Below are 20,431 nucleotides of genomic sequence, written 5' to 3'. Positions count from 1 at the left end.
AGGCAGGAACAACGGAGTTAGTGTTAGCCGGGGAATGACGGGTCCGTGGGTCCCCTGAGCTGCGCCGACCAGCCATTGCCGAGCCGCTGGAAGACGCCGTCCCTGGACTGGGCGTAGATCTCCTCGGGGCCGTTGCCGGCACTGAGGGCAACCAGCCCCGGCCACGGCGCAAGTTTCTGCGGCTGGGACGAGGTGAGGGACAGCAGTTCGGGAGTGACGTTCGCCGTGCCGTCCCCCTTCATGACCACCGCCGTGGTGTCGTTCACCCACACTCCCTGGTCCGGGTTGCCGCTGGCCTGCAGTGTGATGGGCGCCGTCAGTTCCTTGGGAGTGCCGTCAGCACCGCGGATGATCCCGGCCACCTGCACCCGTGTTGTGCCGTTCTGTTCGGAGATCACCAGTGCCCGGACACCCTCCCGGGACACCCGGAAGTCCTTGACCGTGCGGCCGGCCAGCCAGGACGGCGTCAGCGTTACGGAAGGAACCGCCGCCCCTTGCGCGATTCCCGTGGGACGGAAGGCAGCCAGCTCCGTGATGCCCTGCGCCCCGGGCCCCGCGGTCCACAGCCAGTCGTTCAGGCTGAACGACGGGTGCGTCAGCGTGCTGCGGGTGGTGAGGGCGCGCGCAGGCTGGCCGGGCACCATCGAATAGAGGGTGCTGCGGCTGCTGTTCAAAAAGGCCACCGTCTGCGAGACGGGCGACTCGGCAGGCGAGCGTGGTTTCAGCCCCGCCACCGGCTGCATGTCGGGCAGCGGTGACACCCGGTTGTTCTCGTACCGGACCAGCTCATTGTTGCTGACTGCGATCTGGCGCGCGGGCACATTTCTGTTCTGGACCGGCGGCAGCACCGAGCCGTTGTCCTCCACCCGGACGAGGTCCTGGTTCGCCCGCAGCTCCACGTTAATAACGTCCGGCTGGCTGCGGAATGTGAGGGCCAGCTGGGTCTGCATCCTGAGCCTGTCTTCGGTGGAGGCGTCAGTCAGCTCCTTGGCCGACAGGTCCACCTGGGCGGCGCCCGACACAACGGGCACCGACTCCCTGGCAAGCTTCATTCCCGACGGGAAGGCACTGACGACGGCGCCCTTCAGGTACGGGGCGGGCCCGGCGAGCAGGGCGCTCGTCATGGCCTTAACTGTCTTCTTCTTAATGAACCAGCGGACATCCGGGACGGCATACGTGAAGCTGGGGTCGTAGAAGTAGATGGGGTAGGCGCCGTAGATGACCTTGAAGGTCTCTTCGGGAATGGCTGTGCCGTCGGGGATCTTGGAGATGCGCCATTCGCCGTCAACCTGCACCAGCATCACGGGGATGTTTTCCTTGGTTCCCGCCGGCATCTGGGTGGCCACGCCGTCGGAATCCACAGAGTACGCGACATCCAGTTCGTAGTTGTAGACGCCCTCGACGCCGGTCTTCACCACCCGCTCGGAGCGGAACACCAGCGTCCGCTGGTCAGGCTTCCAGGCCACCGAGGACGCCTGCGTGAGGTACTGACGCGCCACGGCGTAGTCGTCCTCATACCCGCTGCCTGCCAGGTAGAAGTCCTCAATGACCGCCTCGGGACTGGACCCGGTGCGCGGGGCGACCGGAAAGAAGACCGGCGCATTCGGATTTCCGGCGCTTTCGTCCGTGCTCTTTCCGACGGGGCCGGACCGCGGGATCTGGGCGCAGGACGCCAGGAACAGCAGTAGGACGGCCAGCAAGCCCGCGGCGAGCCCGCGGGCCGCCGGGCGCACCCGGCTCACGAACGTTCTCCCGTGCGCGCTGCCTCCGGTGTTCCCGGCCGGAGGGCCACTGCAGGATCTTCCCCGGCAGGCGCAAGGCCACCGGCGGAGTCCCTGGCCGCAGAGCCATCGGGCACGGAATCTCCAGCGGCGGAGTCCTCGGGCACCGACGTGGCGCCCGGCCCGAGGACAAGGACGCTGTGGTCGCCGGGCATCCCCAGACCCACGTCTGCAGGATCGAGCGGCAGCGGTGACTTTGTGATCGTCCCGCCCTGCTTGAGCGGAAGGGTCAGCCGGAAGCTGGAGCCGACGCCGGTGTTCCCCCAGGCCTGCAGCCAGCCGTTGTGCAGTTTGGTGTCTTCGGTGGCAATGGACAGGCCCAGGCCGCTGCCTCCGGTGGTGCGGGCCCGGGCGGGGTCGGCGCGCCAGAAGCGGTCGAAGACCCGTGCCGCCTCGGCCGGACTCATGCCGATTCCGTGGTCCCGAACGGTGACGGCGACGGCGTCCGCGTTCGAGGCCACGGAGATATTGACGGGTTGGCCTTCGCCGTGTTCGAGGGCGTTCAGGATCAGGTTCCGAAGGATCCGGTCGATGCGACGGGAGTCCATTTCCACCACAACGCTGCCCTCCGGCGCATTCAGCGTCATCTTCGAACCGTACTCTTCGGCGACAGGTGCCGCGCCCTCCATCACATGCGAGATGAGCTGGACGATGTCCGTTGCCTCGGCGTCGAGCATGGCAACACCGGCGTCGAACCTGGAAATTTCCAGCAGGTCCGCCAGCAATGACTGGAACCGCTCCACCTGGTTATAGAGCAGTTCGGCCGACCTCTTGTTGATGGGGTCGAAATCGTCGCGGGCGTCGTAGAGCACCTCGGCAGCCATGCGGACGGTGGTCAGCGGCGTGCGGAGCTCGTGGGAGACGTCGGAAACGAAGCGCTGCTGCATCTGGGATAGCGTGGCCAGCTGCGTAATCTGCTCCTGCAGGCTCGCGGCCATATGGTTGAAGGACGCCCCCAGACGGGCCACCTCGTCCTCCCCTTTGACCACCATGCGTTCCTGCAGCTGGCCAGCCGCCAGCTTTTCCGACACCACGGCAGCATGGCTGACAGGGCTCACCACGTTGCGGGTGACGTACCAAGCGATCGCGCCAATCATGAGGATCAGCGCAGCGCCGCCGGCCCAGAGGACGTTCTGGATTTCGTTCAGGGTCTGCTGCGCGGTGTTGAGGTCGTAGATCAGGTAGAGCTCGTAGACGGTGCCGTTGAAGGTCACCTTATTGCCGACGGCGATCCCCGGCCGGTCTTCGGTCCCGACCGGGAATTCGGTGGAAGCCCAGAACTGTTCCTTGCCGGAATCCTGGACGGCTTTGCGGAGGTCCGGGGGGATGACGCTGATGGTCAGTTGGTCGGAGGCGCGCGACTCCACCCACCGGTTGCGGGGCTTGGTCTGCTCGGGCATCGCCTCAAACACGTAACGGCGCTGGATCACCGAGCCCTTGCCCTCCACCGCGTTCAGGGTGTCGTAAACGAGGGTGATCACGCTGGACTGGTCGGTGACCTGGGCGCCGTCGAACGTGTCCTGCACCTGCTTGACGTTGTAGCGGGTCTCGGACTCCGCCTGCGTCAGCCGTTCCTGGAACAGGTTGTTGGCGATCTGGTTGGACAGGTAGGCGCCGACGATCGCGAACGAACTGATGGACAGCAGCAGGGTGGTCAGGACCGTGCGGAACTGCAACGATCGGCGCCACCGCCGCTGGAGGGAATGCAGCAAAAACCGGATACCGGGGAATATCCGGTCGACGCCGGTACGCACCAGGCGCGCGACGCGCAGCACCACGATCAGGGCGCGGCGGCGCCAGATACGGGCCTGCGATGGCAGCCTGGCGAGCCCGGCACCAAAGGCGTCGGTGTGCTCCGGGACCGGATGGGAGCCGGCTTTGCGTGAACCATCCCGGGCACGCTCCGCCACGGGAGCGCTGCCGTGGGTTTCGGAACCGGATCCCGCGGGCGTCTCAGGGGGATTCTGGCCCTGCGGTTCAGGACCCTGCTTTGTAGCCGACACCACGAACCGTCAATACAACTTCCGGGGCTTCCGGATCACGTTCAATCTTGGACCGCAGGCGCTGGACATGGACATTGACCAGCCGGGTGTCAGCCGCGTGGCGGTAACCCCAGACCTGCTCCAGGAGCAGCTCACGGGTGAAAACCTGCCAGGGCTTGCGCGCCAGGGCCACCAGGAGATCGAACTCGAGCGGGGTCAGCGAAATCCGCTCGTCGCCGCGGCTCACGAGGTGGCCGGCAACGTCGATGGTGACGTCTGCGATGCGCAGCGTTTCGGGCGCCTTCTGGTCACCGGGGCGCAGGCGCGCCCTTACCCGGGCAACGAGTTCCGCCGGTTTGAAGGGTTTGGGCACGTAGTCGTCGGCACCGGATTCCAGTCCCCTGACGACGTCGGAGGTGTCCGACTTGGCGGTCAGCATGACGATCGGCACGTCCGACTCGGAGCGGATCTGCCGGCACACCTCGATGCCGTCAGTTCCCGGCAGCATCAGGTCGAGGAGCACGAGATCCGGCTTTGACGAGCGAAACACGTCCAGAGCCTGTCCGCCGTCCGCGCAGAAGACGGGCTCAAAGCCGTCGTTGCGCAGGACAATGCCGATCATTTCTGCGAGTGCCTCGTCATCATCAACCACCAGAATGCGTGCCTTCATAGTTATATATTCCCTTATTGCCCTTGCTTTGTCTTATTGATGGAGTTTTCGGCGGGGCGTGCCACGGCGCCTGACACGCGGCCCAGGGGTGCGCGCGGGCGCCAACCGGCCCGGAAGCTAGGATGCCCGACGGCGGAACTATAGGCTGGAGGTGCCTGGCCGTTGGCCGGTGCGCACCTTGGGGAGGAACAGGTTGTCAGATCAGGATCCGCAGCACCCGCCGTCCGGACAAAGACCGCCTGAATACCGCCCGTCGGAACCCTCCTCCACCGAAAACACCTCCCCGCCCCGTAACCCCTGGGCATCACCGCAGCAGCAGTCCTGGGGCGCACCCCCGCAGTGGGGCAGCCCGCAGCCCGGGACCTACCGGTCTGGACCGTACCCGAACGAGCCTTACCAGCCCGGCGCCCACCAGCCCTACGGGCCTCCGCCCGAGTGGGGCGCAGGGCCGAACCCAGCCGTGCCTTATCCCATGTACGCGGCCCCGCCGAAACCCGGCGTGGTGCCGCTGCGGCCGCTGATGTTTGGCGAAATCATGGACGGGGCCTTCCAGACGGTCCGGCGGAACCCCAAGGCGATGCTCGGTGCAGGCCTGCTGGCTCAGGCGCTGGGCGCTGTAATCACCGCCGTTGTCCCGATGATCACGCCGGCCTCCGGTGCTTCCGCGGAGGCCTGGCTGGCGAACCTCAGCACTTCCGAGATCACCGGTCTCTTCGCGGGCGTAGCGGGCGGGTTCATGCTCTTCGGCCTGGTGTCCGTCTTCATCTCCGTGGTGATGCAGGGGGCCATGGTGGTCCCCGTCGCCCGGGCCATCCTCAACCGGCACACCGGGTTCCGGCAGATGTGGCTGCTGGCACGCGGCCGGGCGTGGACGCTGGTCCGGCTGGCCGGGATCGAGGTGGCAGCTGTGCTGCTGGCGGCGGCCCTCATCGCCCTGGCCACCGCTCTGCTGGCCAATTCGATGGGCACAGGGTCGCTGCTCATCGTGCTTCCACTGTTTCTGACCTTCATTGCCGCTGTGATCTGGGTTTCCATCAAGTTGACAGTCGCGCCCGCGGTCATCGTCGTGGAGGACGTGGGAGCACTGGAGGGCATCCGGCGCTCCTGGGCCGTCACCCGGGGAAGCTGGTGGCGTGTCCTCGGCATCGTCCTTGTCGTGTCCCTGCTCGTGGGCATCATCGGCCAGATCGTCCTTATCCCGGTCACCTTGCTCTCCGGCCTGCTCACAACCGTCGCAGGCCCCCAGGACCCTGCCGGCCAGACGGCCACCCTGCAGGTGGTGGCCGGGGTGGCCGCGGCGGTCGTTTCCGCCGCCGTCGGTGCGGTGGCGTTCGCCTTCCAGACGTCGGTCATGGCCCTGCTTTACATGGATTTGCGGATGCGCAACGACGGACTGGATATCGCCCTGCTCCGGCTGCTGGAAGCCGGAAACGACGACGGCGGCATCCCGGGCCGGGGCGTTCCCGTCTACAGCGGAGGCCGGAACAGCACGGGCCGGAACAGCACGGGCCCCATCCAGCCTTGGCCCTACCAACAACCTGGGACTTACCAACAGGGCCCATATCAGCCCGGGCCCCGGCACGAGGGGCCTTACGGAAATTCAGCAGGCTGGCCGCCGCCGCCGGGCCCGCCAACGATGCCGGGATGATCGCCGTCGGCCACTTCGCGGTAATGCAGCACGTCACGGTGCTGCTGCAGCGAACCCTGGAACCGCCGGTACAGCCTGACCGGGAAGAAGCGCGGCGCTGGGCGACGGAGGAGCTCTCCAAACGCGAGTACCGGGACGCGGCACCCGGCTGGCTGGAAACCATCTGGCAGCAGTTCCTCGACTGGCTGCAGTCCATGACCGATGGCCAGTCCGCGGCCGATGGACCTCCGGTCGCGCCCTTCATCGGCCTGGGCATCGCCATCCTGATAGGCGTCGCCATCATCCTGGCGCGGCCCCGGCTGAATGCCCGTCGCCGCGCACCCAAGGAAGTCTTCGACGCCGAGACTGCCGCCACGGCAGCCGACTACCGCGAGCGCGCAAAAACCGCAGCCAACAGCGGCGACTGGGCGGCCGCCGTCGTCGAGCAGTTCCGCGCACTGGTGAGTTCTGCCGAGGACCGGGCCGTCCTGGACCCCAAACCCGGCCGGACAGCCGACGAGGCTGCCGCACAGCTTACGCGCGCGTTCCCGGCGGCCAGCGACAAACTCGACGCCGCTGCCCGCATGTTCGACGCCGTCCGCTACGGCAGCGGAAACGCCGTGGCAGCCGACTACGCCGCGATGGTTGAGCTCGACTCGGCACTGGAGAGGCTCACGCCCTCCTACGCAGAAGCCTCCCCCGGCGGACTGGCGGTGCCCCGGTGACGCCCACGGGTGGCGTCCCGGTCGCGGCCCGGCGCAGGAGAACTGGCTGGATCCGCAGGCACCGGGCGGCAGTGCTCTTTGGCGTTGCCATGGCCCTCGCCCTTGCGGTCATCCTCATACTCCAGTCGACGCAGCGGGCCGACAGCCAGGAACTGTCCATCCGCAACCCGGGTCCGGAGGGTGCCAGGGCAGCAGCCCAGATCCTGGCTGGACAGGGCGTCAGTGTCGACCAGACGGCGTCGTTCGAGGAAACGGTGGCAGCAGCGCGCGCGGCCGCGGGCAGCGGGTCCGGCTCGACAGTCCTGGTCTATGACCGCCGCGGGTTCCTTGCCCCCGAAAGGCTCCGCCGGCTGCTCGCAGAGACAGACCGGCTGGTGATGGTGTCGCCGCGCCTGGCCGCGCTGACCGGCCTTGGCAGCACCGTCCGGCAGGCCGGGGTGGTTCCGGGATCTGAGCAGTCCCTGCAGCCCGGATGCGCCGTTGCCGATGCCCAGGCCGCCGGCGATATCAGCGCTGACGGCGGCTTCCTCTACACCGGCGGCACCGTGTGCTACGGCGCCGGGGGCAGCGGACGGGGCCTTTACGCCGCGGCAGAAAACGGGAAGCTCGTGGTGATGGGCAGCACGGCCGTGATCAGCAACCGGTTCCTGGCCGCCAACGGCAACGCCGCACTCACCTTGCGGACCCTGGGAAGCCAGGCACACCTCGTCTGGTACCTGCCGGGTCCCGGGGACCTCGGAAGCAACCCAGCACCGAAGACCCTTGCCGAACTTGCACCCGCGTGGTCGGCGTTTGTGGCCCCGTGGCTCATTGTGGTGGCCCTGTTTGCCGTGCTGTGGCGCGGGCGCCGCCTGGGCCCGCTGGTCTTTGAACCGCTGCCTGTGGTGGTGAAGTCCACGGAAACGGCCGAGGGCAGGGCCCGCCTGTACCACGAGGCCCACGACGTCGCCCGGGCGGCGGACACCCTCAGGGCAGGCACCATCGTCCGGCTTGCCTCGGCCCTCCGGGTGGGAACAGCGGCCGGGTTCGCCGACCTGTCCGGCTCAGATGTGGCGGCCGCCGCGGCCCGGCATCTGGACCGCAGCCCCGCAGAATTACTGCAGATCCTGCAACACCGTCCCGCAACCGAGGCCCAGCTTGTCCGCTGGGCCCAGGACCTTGTCCGACTCGAGAAAGAGGTAAAGGCCAGATGAGCCAGCTGCCAAACGGCCACCAGCAGGGCACCTACGGCGAGGCGCCGGTGGGCACCATGGCCGCTCCGCGTACTCCAGACCATTCCCCGGATCCTGTCCGGCAGGCCCTGCTGGATGTCCGGCATGAGGTGGCCAAGGCAGTTGTGGGCCAGGATTCGACGGTCACCGGCATGCTGATAGCCCTCTTGTCGCGCGGACATGTGCTGCTGGAAGGCGTGCCGGGTGTGGCCAAGACGCTGCTGGTCCGCGCCCTGTCCGCTGCCCTGAGCCTGGACACCAAGCGCGTGCAGTTCACCCCGGACCTCATGCCCGGCGACGTGACAGGGTCTCTGGTGTACGACGCCGCCAATTCGGAGTTCAGCTTCCGTGAAGGCCCCGTCTTCACCAACATGCTGCTGGCGGACGAAATCAACAGGACGCCGCCCAAGACCCAGGCCTCGCTGCTGGAAGCAATGGAGGAACGGCAGGTGTCCGTCGACGGCGTGTCGCGCCGGCTGCCGGTGCCGTTCATCGTGGCGGCCACGCAAAACCCCGTGGAGTACGAGGGCACCTACCCGCTGCCCGAAGCCCAGCTGGACCGCTTCCTCCTCAAGCTGACCATGCCGCTGCCGGACCGCAACGCCGAAATCGAGGTGGTCCGCAGGCATGCCGCGGGCTTCGACCCCCGGGACCTCGCGGCGGCCGGCATCCGTCCGGTGGCTGGCGCCGACGAGCTGGAACGGGCACGGCAGGCCGTGGCCGCCGTCGAAGTGGCGCCCGAGGTGCTGGGATACATCGTTGACGTGGTCCGGGCCACGCGTGCGGCGCCGTCCTTCCAGCTTGGCGTCTCGCCGCGCGGTGCCACCGCGCTGCTGAACACCTCACGGGCCTGGGCCTGGCTGTCCGGACGGAAATTCGTCACCCCGGATGACGTCAAGGCACTGGCCCTGCCGTGCCTGCGGCACCGCGTGGCGCTCCGGCCCGAAGCCCTGATGGATGGTGTCCAGGTGGACGACGTGCTGGGCAGCATCCTGGCCTCCGTACCGGTCCCCCGCTGATCCCGTGGCGATTTCCGGACGGCTGGTACTTCTGGCGGCGGCCGGGCTGGCACCGGTGCTGCTGTTTCCCCGCTGGCTGACAGTGCTTGCCGTGCTCGTCGTCCTCGGTGCCCTGGTCCTGGTGGATGTGCTGCTGGCCGCGGGGCTGCAGCAGGTCTCGGTGGAAAGGTCGGCGCCCGCCAACGTCACGCTTGGGGGCTCGGCGGACTCTGTGCTGACCCTGCACAACCGGGGCTCACGCAGGCTCAGGGGCGCGGTGCGTGACGCCTGGCAGCCATCCGCCGGTGCTGAAAACCCTGTCCAGGCCGCCGAGGTTCCCGCCGGTGAACGGCGCCGCGTCAGCGTCAGGCTCAGGCCCGTCCGCCGCGGTGACATCCGGGCGCCCCACATCACCGTCCGCTCCTTCGGGCCGCTTCGGCTGGCCGCCCGCCAGAAAACGGTGCAGGCACCGGGATCGCTGCGGGTCCTGCCGCCCTTCAATTCCCGGCGCCACCTGCCCTCAAAGCTACGACGGCTGCGGGAGCTCGACGGGAAGGCCGCAGTGCAGATCCGCGGCGCCGGAACCGAGTTCGACTCCCTGCGCGACTATGTCCGCGGCGATGACGTCCGCTCCATCGACTGGCGGGCGACGGCGAGGCGGTCCGCCGTCGTCGTCCGCACCTGGCGGCCGGAGCGCGACCGCCGCGTGGTGATCATGCTGGACACATCCCGGACCGCCGCCGCGCGTGTGGCCGACGAGCCCCGGCTGGACACCGGCATCGAGGCCGCACTGCTCCTGGGTGTCCTGGCCGAACGCGGCGGTGACCGCGTCGATTTCTTCGCCTTCGACCGCAGGATGCGCGCCCGGGCCGGCACGACGGCGGGAGGCAACCTGCTGGGCCAGCTGGTGCAGGCTGTGGCGCCGCTGCAGGCCGAACTCATCGAGCTGGACTGGGCACGGGTGCCCGCCCAAGTCCGTGCTGTCTCGGCGCACCGTTCCCTCGTGGTCCTGCTGACGTCGCTGGACAGCGGCGCGCCGGAGGAAGGGCTCATTCCGATGGCGGCGCGCCTCGCCCAGCAGCACGTCGTGGTGGTGGCCTCGGTCCGCGACCCGATGCTGGGCGAAATGCTCCAGGACAGGACGACGGCGGCCCAGGTGTTCCGTGCGGCGGCCGCGGAACGCGCCCTGCTCGAGCGGGAAGCCGTGAGTGTCCAGCTCCGCCAGCTCGGCGTGGAAGTGGTGGACGCGGAGCCGCACCAGCTGCCGCCGGCACTGGCCGACGCCTACATCCGGCTCAAGGCGGCGGGAAGGCTGTGATGACTGATCCGATCTACCGCCAGGCCCTGGGTGCGGACTTCTACAGGCTGCAGCCGGAACTGCAGGAGTACTTTTCGCTTGCCCCGGGGTCCGGCACCTTTGGCGTGGGCGAGGGCGTTTTCGAGGTGGTGGGCTGCCGGCAACGGTGGCTGCGGCCGCTGCTGCGGCTGACCGCCGGCGAGCAGGCCTTCTTTCCAGAGTACGGTGAGGGTGTGCCGTTCCGGATCGAAAACCATGCGCATCTGGATCCCTTCGGCCGTTCCAGCCTGACGGCCCGGCGGGAGATCTTCTTCCCCGGCAGGACCAGGATTTTCCAGGACACCACGAGCGTGGAGGCGGGCGGGGCCGGTTCCCATGGCCCTGGCAACCGGGCCCGCCTTGTGGACTATGTGGGCCGGTACCGCCGGCTGGTGACGGACCTGGACCTCAGCGTGACGGTTGGGGGCCGGCTGCGGGGAGTGTCCGAAGTATCCCGCCTGTTCCTTGGCCCGCTGCGGTTGCCGCTGCCGGCGTCCCTCGACGCGAGAGCGTACGCGGAGCAGTGGTGGGACCCGGTCGCGGGGGAAACGGGGCGTCACAGGATCCAGGTGAAAGTGATCCAGCCGCAGCTGGGCCTCGTCCTGGTTTACGCGGGCCATTTCGACTACCGGCTGGAGCCCTATCCGGCCGGAAATTCTTCCGCGGGCTTCCTTCCGGCGTATGCCAGGCCGGACCGCTGGGAGCGACGAAGCTAAGTACGCAGGCCTAGCCCAGCGCGAGCTGGTTCAGGCCGTCGGCAACCTGGGTCAGCCGGGTGAGGACCTCCGTTGCGGCAGCAGGTGACAGGCTTTCAAGGCCGCCCGACGGGGTGACGCGAACCGTTCCGAGCGCCGCCAGCGGAAGGCCGAGCTGCTGCCACGGGCGCCTAACGGATTCCACGACTTCGGACGTTTTCGGCATGCCGCCCGGCGCGTCGGCCTGCAGTGCCCCGGCCCAAAGCCGCTTGCCGGACTCGACTGCCTCCGCGAGCTGTTCCCACTGCCGGGTGGTCAGGGCCCGCAGGGGGACGGCGATGGCGTCAGCGCCCGCAGCGAGGATCCTTTCGAACGGGGCCTCGATCTCGGGCACCGCGATGGCGACCTCGGCGGCGCCGGCCTCGCGGAGGGCATCAATCACCACGCGCCAGAGCTCAGTGACCTCCTGCCCGGCGACGGAGCGCAGGGTCCGGTAGCCGCTGGAGGTGGGAATGGTTCCGGCGAGGACCGAGGCGATGTCCGGTTCGTCGAGCTGCACCACGAGCCTGGCCCCCGGCACCGCAGCAGCCACCTTGGCAAGATGGGCACCTACCCCGGCGGCGAGGGAAGCAGCGATGTCGCGGCGGGCGCCGTAGTCGATCAGGGCACGTTCACCGTTGTGAAGGTGCAGTCCGGCGGCAAGGCTGAGGGGGCCCCGAAGCTGGACCTTGAACTCGTCGGCCGCGCGGTCCTCTTCGCCGGCGATATCGGCCAGCACGTTGATGTCCGTGGACAGGGCGGACTTAGCGCGCACCATGTCCCGCCCGGGCCGGTCAACGATGCGCCAGCCGTGTGGCTGGACGTCCACCGCCAGGTCCACCAGGAGTGACGAGGTGCGGCCAATGGCGTCGGCACCGACGCCGCGGTCAGGCAGCTCAGCGAGGAAGGGCAGGTGCGGGCTGCCGAGCTCGCCGCGGATGATGCGGGTGGCTTCCACGGGGTCCTGGCCGGGCCAGGGTCCCAGGGCAGTTGCCGTTACCTGGGCCGGCGGCCGGGGGTCTGCGTCCAGCACGGCTTAGGCGGTGAGCGGCGCGGAGGGGCTGGCCGTCCCGTTGGCCGTTCCGCCGGCGGCGTTGTGGTCCTCGGCGATCGCCTCGTGGTGACGGATCACTTCGCCGATGATGAAGTTCAGGAACTTCTCCGCGAACGCCGGGTCAAGCTGCGCGTCTTCGGCGAGCCGGCGGAGGCGGGCAATCTGGGCTGTTTCGCGTCCGGGGTCCCCGGCCGGAAGGCGGTGGGCAGCCTTGAGGAGGCCGACTTTCTGCGTCGCCTTGAACCGCTCCGCAAGGAGGTAGACGAGGGTTGCGTCGATGTTGTCGATGCTCGACCGGATTGACAGCAGTTCCGCCATCACCGCAGGATCCACATGCCCGGCCAGTGAGCTGGCGGCGGGATTGTAGGAGTCGGTGTCAGGCAGATCATGGTTTAGCTCGGTCATGGTTCCAGTCTATGGGCAGCGCCGGACTCTCTGCCCGTGTTAAGGATGGTGGCAGAGAATGTAAGTGTTCGCTCGTACCGATGAGGGAGGATGCAGATGAGGATCGCAGTTCTTGGTACCGGAGTGGTGGGCAGGACCTTGGCGGGCAAACTCGTGGAGTCCGGGCACGACGTCGTTCTCGGGTCACGGACCGCCACCAACGAAGCCGCCGTGGGATGGGCGGCGGAAGCGGGGCCGCGGGCCAGGGCCGCGACCTTCTTCGACGCCGCGGCGGAGGCCGAGGTGGTCATCAACGCGACGCCCGGCACAGTTTCGCTTGATGTGCTGGCCGCGGCCAGCACGGGGAACCTCGCCGGCAAGGTGTTGATCGATGTGGCCAATCCGCTGGACCATTCGGCGGGATTTCCGCCGTCGCTGTCCATCTCGAACACCGACAGCCTGGCGGAGACCATCCAGCGCGCGTTTCCCACTGTCCGCGTGGTGAAGGCACTGAACACCATGCGCGCCGATGTCATGGTGGCCCCGGACCGGCTGGCGGGCGGGGACCACGATGTGTTCATGGCCGGGGATGACGCGGAGGCCAAGGACGTGGTGGCCGGACTCCTGCGGGAATTCGGCTGGCGGCCGGAGCACATCAGGGATCTGGGCGCGCTCGAGGCGGCACGGGGCCTGGAGATGTGGCTGCCGCTGTGGCTGCGGATCTTCCTGAAGCAGGGAGACAGCGTGTTCAATATCAAGGTGGTTTCCGGGTAGCCATCCGAAAGCCACGCGTCCCCGTCCTCGGCGGAGGACGGGGACGCGTGGCTGCCTTGCGGTGTCCGGCGTGCGCCGGATACCCAGCGGCTAGATACCCAGCAGGGCGCGGTGGTCCTCCCGGCGCTTGGCCTGCTCGGCGGGATCCGGGACAGGCAGCGATGCGATGAGGCGCCTGGTGTAGTCATGTTGCGGGGCACCCATGACCTGGTGGCCGATCCCCTGCTCCACGAGCTTGCCCTTGTACAGCACCCCGACCCAGTGCGACAGCATGTCCACCACGGCAAGGTCATGGCTGATGAAGAGCGCGGCGAATCCGAACTCCTGCTGGATTTCTTTGAAGAGTTCCAGGACTTTCGCCTGCACCGAAACGTCCAGTGCCGACGTCGGCTCATCTGCGATGAGCAGTTTGGGGTTCAGGATGAGGGCGCGCGCCAGTGAAGCGCGCTGGCGCTGCCCGCCGCTGAGCTCATGCGGGAAACGGTCAGCGTATGACGCCGGCAGCTGGACTGACTCCAGCAGCTCACCGACGCGCTTGCGCGCCTGTGCGGGTGACGGGCTGGTGTGGATGACCAGGGGTTCGGCGACGCAGTCGCCGATGGTCAGCTGCGGGTTGAAGGACGCAGCCGGGTCCTGGAAAACGAACCCGATCTCCTTCCGGAGCGGCTTGAAGCTCCGTTCTTTGAAGTTCAGCATCTCGTAACCGAGCACGTTCAGGCTTCCGCCGGTGGTCCGGTTGAGGCCTGCGATGGCCCGGCCGATGGTCGTCTTGCCCGACCCCGATTCGCCGACGAGTCCGAACACCTCCCCCTCGGACACGGTGAAGCTGACGCCGTCCACGGCCTTGAAGGCGGGACTGCCCAGCCGTCCGGGATATTCGATGGTGAGGCCCTTCGCCTCCACCAGGACCTTGCCGCCCTGGTGCGCCCGTTCCGTCATGCCCTCCGACGCCGAATGCCGGCCAAGGTGCGGCACGGCGGCCAGCAGCTTGCGGGTGTACTCCTGCTGCGGCTCGGCGAAGAGGGTCTTCGCCGAGGCCTCCTCGACGACGTCGCCCCGGTACATCACCACGACGCGGTCTGCAAGGTCGGCCACCACTCCCATGTTGTGTGTGATCAGCACGATGGATGTCCCGTACTTGTCCCGCAGATCCCGCAGGAGCTCCAGGATCTCCGCCTGCACGGTGACGTCCAGGGCGGTGGTGGGCTCGTCCGCCACAATCAGCCCCGGGTTCAGGGCGAGCGCGGCGGCGATGACCACGCGCTGCTTTTGTCCGCCGGAGAACTGGTGGGGGTAGTAGTTGACCCGCGTTTCCGGGTCCGGAATGCCGACTTTGCGCAGGGCTTCGATGGCCCTGGCCTTCGCCTCCTTCGCCGTGACCCGCTTACCGCTGTCCCGGCCTGTGTGGGCGAGGATCCCTTCGGCGATCTGCCAGCCGACGGTGAAGACGGGGTTCAGAGCCGTGGACGGCTCCTGGAAGACCATGGCCACGTCCCGTCCCCGGATCTGGCGGAGCTTCCCGGGGCTGACGCTGATGACGTTGTTACCGTTGATCAGCACCGCGCCGGAGCTGATGGCAGTTTCCGGCAGCAGGCCCAGGATGGTCTTGGCCGTCACAGTCTTGCCGGAGCCCGATTCACCGACGATGGCGAGCACTTCACCGGCCTTCACCTCAAGGCTCACGTCCTTGACGGCGTGGACGTCCCCGGCGTCGGTGGCGAACGTGACCTTAAGATGGTCGATGTCCAGCACCGGTCCGGCGCCAGCCGCGTGCCGGTCAGAAACAGATCCGATATTGATGGTCATGAGCTTCTCACATCTGCTGAAATGGCTGCCTGGGCCGCGAGGGTCGAGTCCGGTCCGCCCTTCGTACCGGCGCGCTTGCGGCCGCGGAGGCGTGGATCGTTGAGGTCATTGATGCTCTCGCCCACCAGGGTGAGGCCAAGCACCGTCCAGACAATGGCCAGACCCGGGAACACGCCGGTCCACCAGATGCCGGACGTGGTGTCCGCCAGGGCCTTGTTCAGGTCGAAACCCCATTCGGCGGCGGATGACGGCTCGATGCCGAAGCCCAGGAAGCCCAGGCCCGCGAGGGTCAGGATCGCTTCGGAGGCATTCAGGGTGAAGATCAGCGGCAGCGTGCGGGTGGCGTTCCGGTAGATATGCCTGCCCATGATGCGGATGCTGGACGCGCCCACAACCTTCGCCGATTCGACGAAGGGTTCCGCCTTGAGCCTGATGGTCTCCGCCCTGATGACCCGGAAGTACTGCGGAATGAACACCACGGTGATGGAGATCGCCGCGGCGAGCACGCCGCCGAAGAGGCTGGACTCGCCGCCGCTGATGACGATGGCCATGACGATGGCCACCAGCAGGGACGGGAACGCGTAGATGGCGTCCGCCACCACCACGAGGATGCGGTCGAGCCAGCCGCCGAGGTATCCGCTCACCAGGCCGAGGATGACGCCGGCGAAGATGGACAGGACGACCGCCACCACGATCACGAGGATGGCGGTCTGGGAGCCCCAGATGACCCGGGACAGGACATCGTAGCCTCCAACGGTGGTACCCAGCAGATGCTTTCCGCCGGGAGGCTGCTGCGTGGGAAAGCTGCCGTCGGCGTCGGAGAGCTGCGCGAATCCGTACGGGGCGAGGAGCGGAGCGAAGATGGCGGTCAGGAGGAAGACGCCGGTCAGGCCGAGGCCCGCGACGAGCATCCCCCGCTGGAGTCCGACGCTCTTGTTGAAGTGGGAGATGACGGGCAGCCGCTTGAACAGCGGGGCCCTGCGGTCCACGGTGGCTTCGACCGGAGTTGCAGTGCTCATGTCAGTACCTCACACGGGGATCGATCAGCGCGGCCACGATGTCCACGATGAAGTTGGTGACGGCGACTATGACGGCGAGGAGCACCACGATGCCCTGGACCGCCACGAAGTCGCGGGCGGTCAGGTAATTGGCCAGCTGGAATCCCAGCCCCTTCCACTCGAACGTGGTCTCGGTGAGCACGGCGCCGCCCAGCATCACGGCGATCTGCAGTCCCATCACGGTGATGATGGGGATCAGGGCCGGCTTGTAGGCGTGTTTGGTGACCAGCCGGAATTCGCTGACGCCCCGTGAGCGTCCGGCCTCGATGTAGTCCCGGCCCAGGGTGCCGATGACGTTGGTGCGTACCAGCCGCAGGAAGATGCCGGCCGTCAGCAGGCCCAGGGCAAGGGCGGGCAGGACAGCATGCGCCATCACGTCGCCTAATGCGGCCGTGTTGCCGCTTCTGAGCGCATCGAGCCAATAAATCCCTGTTGGCGCCTGCAGCCCGGTGAGGGCAAGTTCGCTGGAGGTCTTGGCCCGGCCCGCCACGGGCAGCCAGCCGAGCCACACGGCGAAGGTCAGCTTTAGCAGCATGCCGGCGAAAAACACGGGAGTGGCGTAGCAGAGGATGGCGAAGACGCGCAGCACGGCGTCGGGCAGGTGGTCGCGGCGGTGCGCGGCGATCATCCCGAACGGAATGCCGACCAGCAGCGCGACGATCAGCGCATTGATGGTCAGTTCAAGCGTGGCCGAGCCGTATGTGGTCAGCATCTCCGTGACTTTGCGGTTGTCGGAGAGCGTGGTGCCGAAATTGCCCGTGACAAGCTGGCCCAGGTATTCGAAGTACTGCACGGGAAGCGGGCGGTCATAGCCGGCCGCGTGGATCCGTTCCTGCAGCTGGTCCGGGGGCAGCCGGCCGCCCAGTGCGGCCGTGATGGGATCGCCGGTGATCCGCATGAGGAAGAACACCATGGTGACCAGGATGAAGATCGTGGGAAAGATCAGGAGGAACCTGATCAGGAGGTATTGGCCCAGTCCCCCGCCGGACTTCTTTTTCTTTGTCGGCAAAAGGCCGTCGGCGTCGCTTGGCGGCGCCTCAATGAGAGTTGTCATTACTGCCTGATTCTGTGTTTCCGGGTCGTTGCGAACCCGGAATCGGCTGTTCACTGGCCAGCAGGAAGGCGGAACGCCAGGAAGGCGTCCCGCCTCCTGGCTGGTCAGGACCTGATGGGGTGGAGCCCTACTTCGAGATCACTCCGAGGCGGGTTTTGAATGAGGCGTCCAGGGTCTGGTCCACACCCTTGACGTCTGCCCCCGCCACCATGAGCTGTGCGCCCTGCAGCAGCGGCAGCGTGGAGAGGTCCTTGGCGACGGCTGTCTGGGCCTCGCCCAGCACCTTTTCGCGTTCGGCCTTGTCCACAGTGGTGAGCTGCTTGGTGACCAGCTCGGTGACGGCGGAGTTCTCGTAGTGGTTCTTCAGGAAGTTGCCGGGGACGAAGAACGGCGTGAGGTAGTTGTCGGCGTCGGAATAGTCCGGGAACCAGCCGAGCTGGTAGACCGGGTAGGCATCGGCCGTCCGGGCCTTGGAATAGGTGACCCATTCGGTGGACTGGAGGTCAACCTTGAACAGGCCCGACTTTTCCAGCTGTTCCTTGATCATGGCGTACTCGTCGCCTGAGGACTTGCCGTAGTGGTCGGGGTTGTACTGCAGCTTAATGTTGACGGTGCCGGTGACGCCGGCGTCAGCCAAGGCCTTCTTGGCCTTGTCCAGGCTGGGCTTGCCGTTGCCGTCGCCGTACATTTCCTTGAGCGGCTGGATGGCTCCGTTGAAACCGTCCGGAACAACGGAGTAAGCGGGCAGGTAGGTGCCCTTGTAGACCTGCGTGGCGATGGCCTCGCGGTCCACGATGTCCGCCATCGCCTGGCGTACGGCGAGCGCCTTCTTGGCATCGGCGTCGGCGGTTTTGGCACCGAACGGCATGGTGTCAAAGTTGAAGACGATGTAGCGAAGTTCGCCGCCGGGGCCCTTGTGCACCTTGACCTTCGAGTCCTTTTCAAGGTCAGCGGCGTCGGTGGCCGTCAGGCTGCGGCCGGCGACGTCGATGTTGCCCTGCTGGACGTCCAGCTTCAGGTTGTTGGAGTCGGCGTAGTACTTGATGGTGGCGCCGTCGTTGGCGGGCTTGCCCAGGAGCCCCTGGTAGTCGGGGTTTGCCTTGAGGCTGACGAGCTCGTTCTTCTTGTAGCTCTCGATGGTGTACGGCCCGGCAAACGGCTTGCCCTTGACGATTTCGTCGTCGCTGAGGACCTTGTCCGCCGGGAAGACCTCCTCGTCGACGATCGGTCCGGAGTTGGCGGCCAGGACGCCGGGGAAGACCTGGTCGTTGCCGGCTTTGAGGGTGAAGACCACGGTTGAGTCGTCCTTGGCTGCCACGGACTTCAGGTTCGACAGCAGGGCGGCCGGGCCGTTGGGGTCGGCGATCTTAACCACGCGGTCGATCGAGAACTTCACGTCGGAGGAGGTCAGCGCGTGGCCGTTGGCGAACTTGAGTCCGGGCTTGAGCTTGACGGTGTACTCAGTGGGGGTGGTGAACGACGCCGATTCGGCGATGTCCGGCACAGCGTCGGCGCTGCCCGGCTTGGAGTTCATGAGGAACGGATAGATCTGGTTCATCACCATGAACGAGCCGGCGTCGTAGGATCCGGCCGGGTCCAGGGTGACAACTTTGTCCGTGGTGCCGTAGGTGATGGTGCCCCCGCCGGCGCCGCCGGTGGACGTGCCGCCGCCTCCGGACGGTCCGGTGCAGGCTGTGAGTGCGAAAGCGGAAACGCCTGCCAGCGCGATAGCGCTCCGCAAGGCCCTCTGATTCTTTGCCATCTGTGAACTTTCTGTTCGTTGAGTACGCGCGGGGTGCCCGATCCGACTCGTGTGCGGGCAGCCCGCTGATGCCTCTGATTCAACCAGAAGGTTGTCCGGTGAAACATTGCATCGTGTGAGTTGAGACACAAAATTTACCAGAAGGATTTCCATTCCGCTGACCGAACGGTCGGAAACCCGGAAATGGCAACAAAAACGGCCGGCGGAACAAATCCGCCGGCCGTCCTCATTCCGGAATCCGGAGCATGGTCAAAGTTGCGCCCGCTGCAGGGATCGGGCAGCGTCGATGGTCGCTTGGCCCAGGACCCTGCTGCCCTGGTACAGGACCACGGTCTGGCCCGGCGAGACACCGCGCAGGGGATCCGTCAGGATCACCACAAGGCTGTCGCGCTCGATTCCGGAGTCGTCGGCAACCCACTCGATTCGCGCAACGGCAGGAACGGGGTCCCCGTGCGCGCGCACTTGGGCATGGCAGTCAAAGTCGGCACCGGAGCCAACCTCGCTAATGGGCAGGCCCGCCCAGGAAACCTTGATGCCGCGGATCTCGTCGATGGCCAGCAGGGCTTCGGGCCCTACCACCACCTTGTTTTCCTTCGGCCGGATCTCCAGCACGAACCGCGGCTTGCCGTCGGCCGCCGGCCGGCCGAGCTTCAGGCCCCGCCGCTGACCAACCGTGAACGCGTTCGCGCCGGCATGTTCCCCCACTTTGGCGCCCGTTTCATCCACAATGTCGCCCGTGGTCATGTCGATCTTTTCCGCGAGCCATCCGGCGGTGTCACCGTCCGGGATGAAGCAGATGTCATGGCTGTCCGGCTTGTTGGCCACGGACAGCCCGCGCCGTTCGGCCTCCGCACGCACCTCCGCCTTCGAGGGGGTGTCCGCCAGCGGGAACATGGAGTGCTTCAGCTGCTCATGGGTAAGCACACCCAGGACGTAGCTCTGGTCCTTGGCCCAGTCGGCGGCGCGGTGCAGCTCGCGGTTTCCGTCGGCGTCCTCGATGACCTTGGCGTAATGGCCAGTGCAGACGGCATCGAACCCGAGGGCGATCGCCTTTTCGAGCAGGGCGGCAAACTTGATGCGCTCATTGCAGCGCATGCAGGGGTTGGGCGTACGCCCGGCGGCGTACTCATCGATGAAGTCCTGGACCACATCCTCCTTGAACCGCTCCGAGAAATCCCACACGTAGTAGGGAATCCCCAGGACGTCGCAGGCCCGCCAGGCGTCGCGTGAATCTTCAATCGTGCAGCAGCCCCTGCTGCCGGTACGCAGGGTGCCCGGCATCCTCGACAGCGCGAGGTGAACGCCGACGACGTCGTGCCCCGCCTCGACGGCGCGGGCGGCTGCAACGGCGGAGTCAACGCCGCCGCTCATGGCTGCTAGAACTCGCATTATGGCTTTCTGTTGGATTGGCCCCATGACGCACGGGTTGCCGAACCATTCTACTGCCCGGCGGAATCAGGGCATAAATTTCCTTG

General features: G+C 67.1%; 17 protein-coding genes. 7 read left to right on the top strand and 10 right to left on the bottom strand.

Translation table 11 applies throughout. The features are described from left to right. Positions 1–23: 23 nt before the first annotated feature. The 3 genes from ABIE00_RS06785 to mtrA form a co-directional block, all read right to left on the bottom strand. Positions 24–1,733 (bottom strand): LpqB family beta-propeller domain-containing protein, encoded by a 1,710-nt coding sequence (locus ABIE00_RS06785; protein WP_354263290.1) that lies wholly within the window; start codon positions 1,731–1,733, stop codon positions 24–26. 5 nt (positions 1,734–1,738) lie between these two features. After that, positions 1,739–3,601 (bottom strand): MtrAB system histidine kinase MtrB, encoded by a 1,863-nt coding sequence (gene mtrB / locus ABIE00_RS06780; RefSeq protein ID WP_502914275.1) that lies wholly within the window; start codon positions 3,599–3,601, stop codon positions 1,739–1,741. Between the two features lie 157 nt (positions 3,602–3,758). After that, a complete protein-coding gene (gene mtrA, locus ABIE00_RS06775; protein ID WP_076801713.1) occupies positions 3,759–4,433 on the bottom strand; it encodes an MtrAB system response regulator MtrA in 675 nt (224 codons plus the stop codon). Between the two features lie 460 nt (positions 4,434–4,893). Here mtrA and ABIE00_RS06770 point away from each other — a divergent pair, with 460 nt between their 5' ends. Genes ABIE00_RS06770 through ABIE00_RS06745 form a run of 6 tightly spaced genes read left to right on the top strand, consistent with a single transcriptional unit; the run spans position 4,894 to position 11,046 of the window. Further along, positions 4,894–6,081, top strand: coding sequence for a DUF7847 domain-containing protein (locus ABIE00_RS06770; protein WP_354258347.1), 1,188 nt, complete (start codon positions 4,894–4,896; stop codon positions 6,079–6,081). After that, on the top strand, positions 6,078–6,785 hold the full coding sequence (locus ABIE00_RS06765; RefSeq protein ID WP_354258344.1) for a DUF4129 domain-containing protein: 708 nt from the start codon (positions 6,078–6,080) through the stop codon (positions 6,783–6,785). Before ABIE00_RS06770 ends, ABIE00_RS06765 begins: the two co-directional genes overlap by 4 nt. Next, positions 6,782–7,978: a DUF4350 domain-containing protein gene (locus ABIE00_RS06760; RefSeq protein ID WP_354258341.1), complete on the top strand. Its 1,197-nt coding sequence runs from the start codon at positions 6,782–6,784 to the stop codon at positions 7,976–7,978. Before ABIE00_RS06765 ends, ABIE00_RS06760 begins: the two co-directional genes overlap by 4 nt. 56 nt (positions 7,979–8,034) lie before the next feature. Further along, on the top strand, positions 8,035–9,015 hold the full coding sequence (locus ABIE00_RS06755; RefSeq protein WP_354263288.1) for an AAA family ATPase: 981 nt from the start codon (positions 8,035–8,037) through the stop codon (positions 9,013–9,015). A gap of 4 nt (positions 9,016–9,019) precedes the next feature. Next, on the top strand, positions 9,020–10,312 hold the full coding sequence (locus tag ABIE00_RS06750) for a DUF58 domain-containing protein (protein ID WP_354258338.1): 1,293 nt from the start codon (positions 9,020–9,022) through the stop codon (positions 10,310–10,312). Continuing rightward, positions 10,312–11,046 (top strand): DUF4166 domain-containing protein, encoded by a 735-nt coding sequence (locus ABIE00_RS06745; protein WP_354258335.1) that lies wholly within the window; start codon positions 10,312–10,314, stop codon positions 11,044–11,046. The genes ABIE00_RS06750 and ABIE00_RS06745 overlap by 1 nt, the downstream gene beginning before the upstream one ends. 10 nt (positions 11,047–11,056) lie before the next feature. Here ABIE00_RS06745 and ABIE00_RS06740 read toward each other — a convergent pair whose 3' ends face one another. Beyond that, a complete protein-coding gene (locus ABIE00_RS06740; RefSeq protein WP_354258332.1) occupies positions 11,057–12,097 on the bottom strand; it encodes a uroporphyrinogen decarboxylase/cobalamine-independent methonine synthase family protein in 1,041 nt (346 codons plus the stop codon). 3 nt (positions 12,098–12,100) lie between these two features. Beyond that, entirely contained in the window at positions 12,101–12,523 is a 423-nt protein-coding gene (locus ABIE00_RS06735; RefSeq protein ID WP_354258329.1) for a chorismate mutase, read from the bottom strand. Between the two features lie 96 nt (positions 12,524–12,619). Here ABIE00_RS06735 and ABIE00_RS06730 point away from each other — a divergent pair, with 96 nt between their 5' ends. Continuing rightward, entirely contained in the window at positions 12,620–13,276 is a 657-nt protein-coding gene (locus tag ABIE00_RS06730; RefSeq protein ID WP_354258326.1) for an NADPH-dependent F420 reductase, read from the top strand. Positions 13,277–13,366: 90 nt separating this feature from the next. Here ABIE00_RS06730 and ABIE00_RS06725 read toward each other — a convergent pair whose 3' ends face one another. The 5 genes from ABIE00_RS06725 to mnmA all read right to left on the bottom strand — a co-directional run bounded on the left by ABIE00_RS06725 (position 13,367) and on the right by mnmA (position 20,345). After that, entirely contained in the window at positions 13,367–15,082 is a 1,716-nt protein-coding gene (locus ABIE00_RS06725) for an ABC transporter ATP-binding protein (protein WP_354258323.1), read from the bottom strand. Next, entirely contained in the window at positions 15,079–16,101 is a 1,023-nt protein-coding gene (locus tag ABIE00_RS06720) for an ABC transporter permease (RefSeq protein ID WP_354258320.1), read from the bottom strand. Before ABIE00_RS06720 ends, ABIE00_RS06725 begins: the two co-directional genes overlap by 4 nt. Position 16,102: 1 nt before the next feature. Continuing rightward, positions 16,103–17,194: an ABC transporter permease gene (locus tag ABIE00_RS06715; protein WP_331575846.1), complete on the bottom strand. Its 1,092-nt coding sequence runs from the start codon at positions 17,192–17,194 to the stop codon at positions 16,103–16,105. 127 nt (positions 17,195–17,321) lie between these two features. Next, a complete protein-coding gene (locus tag ABIE00_RS06710) occupies positions 17,322–18,956 on the bottom strand; it encodes an ABC transporter substrate-binding protein (RefSeq protein ID WP_354258317.1) in 1,635 nt (544 codons plus the stop codon). 249 nt (positions 18,957–19,205) lie between these two features. Then, the gene (mnmA, locus tag ABIE00_RS06705; RefSeq protein ID WP_354258314.1) at positions 19,206–20,345 is read right to left on the bottom strand and encodes a tRNA 2-thiouridine(34) synthase MnmA; all 1,140 of its coding nucleotides are present in this window, start codon (positions 20,343–20,345) and stop codon (positions 19,206–19,208) included. Positions 20,346–20,431 lie beyond the last annotated feature (86 nt).

Origin of the sequence: Arthrobacter sp. OAP107 (genome assembly GCF_040546765.1) — a bacterium.
In the GTDB taxonomy this organism is placed as follows: domain Bacteria; phylum Actinomycetota; class Actinomycetes; order Actinomycetales; family Micrococcaceae; genus Arthrobacter.
The sequence above is the reverse complement of the archived record's forward strand: the minus strand, read 5'-3'. Positions and strand labels throughout refer to the sequence as shown.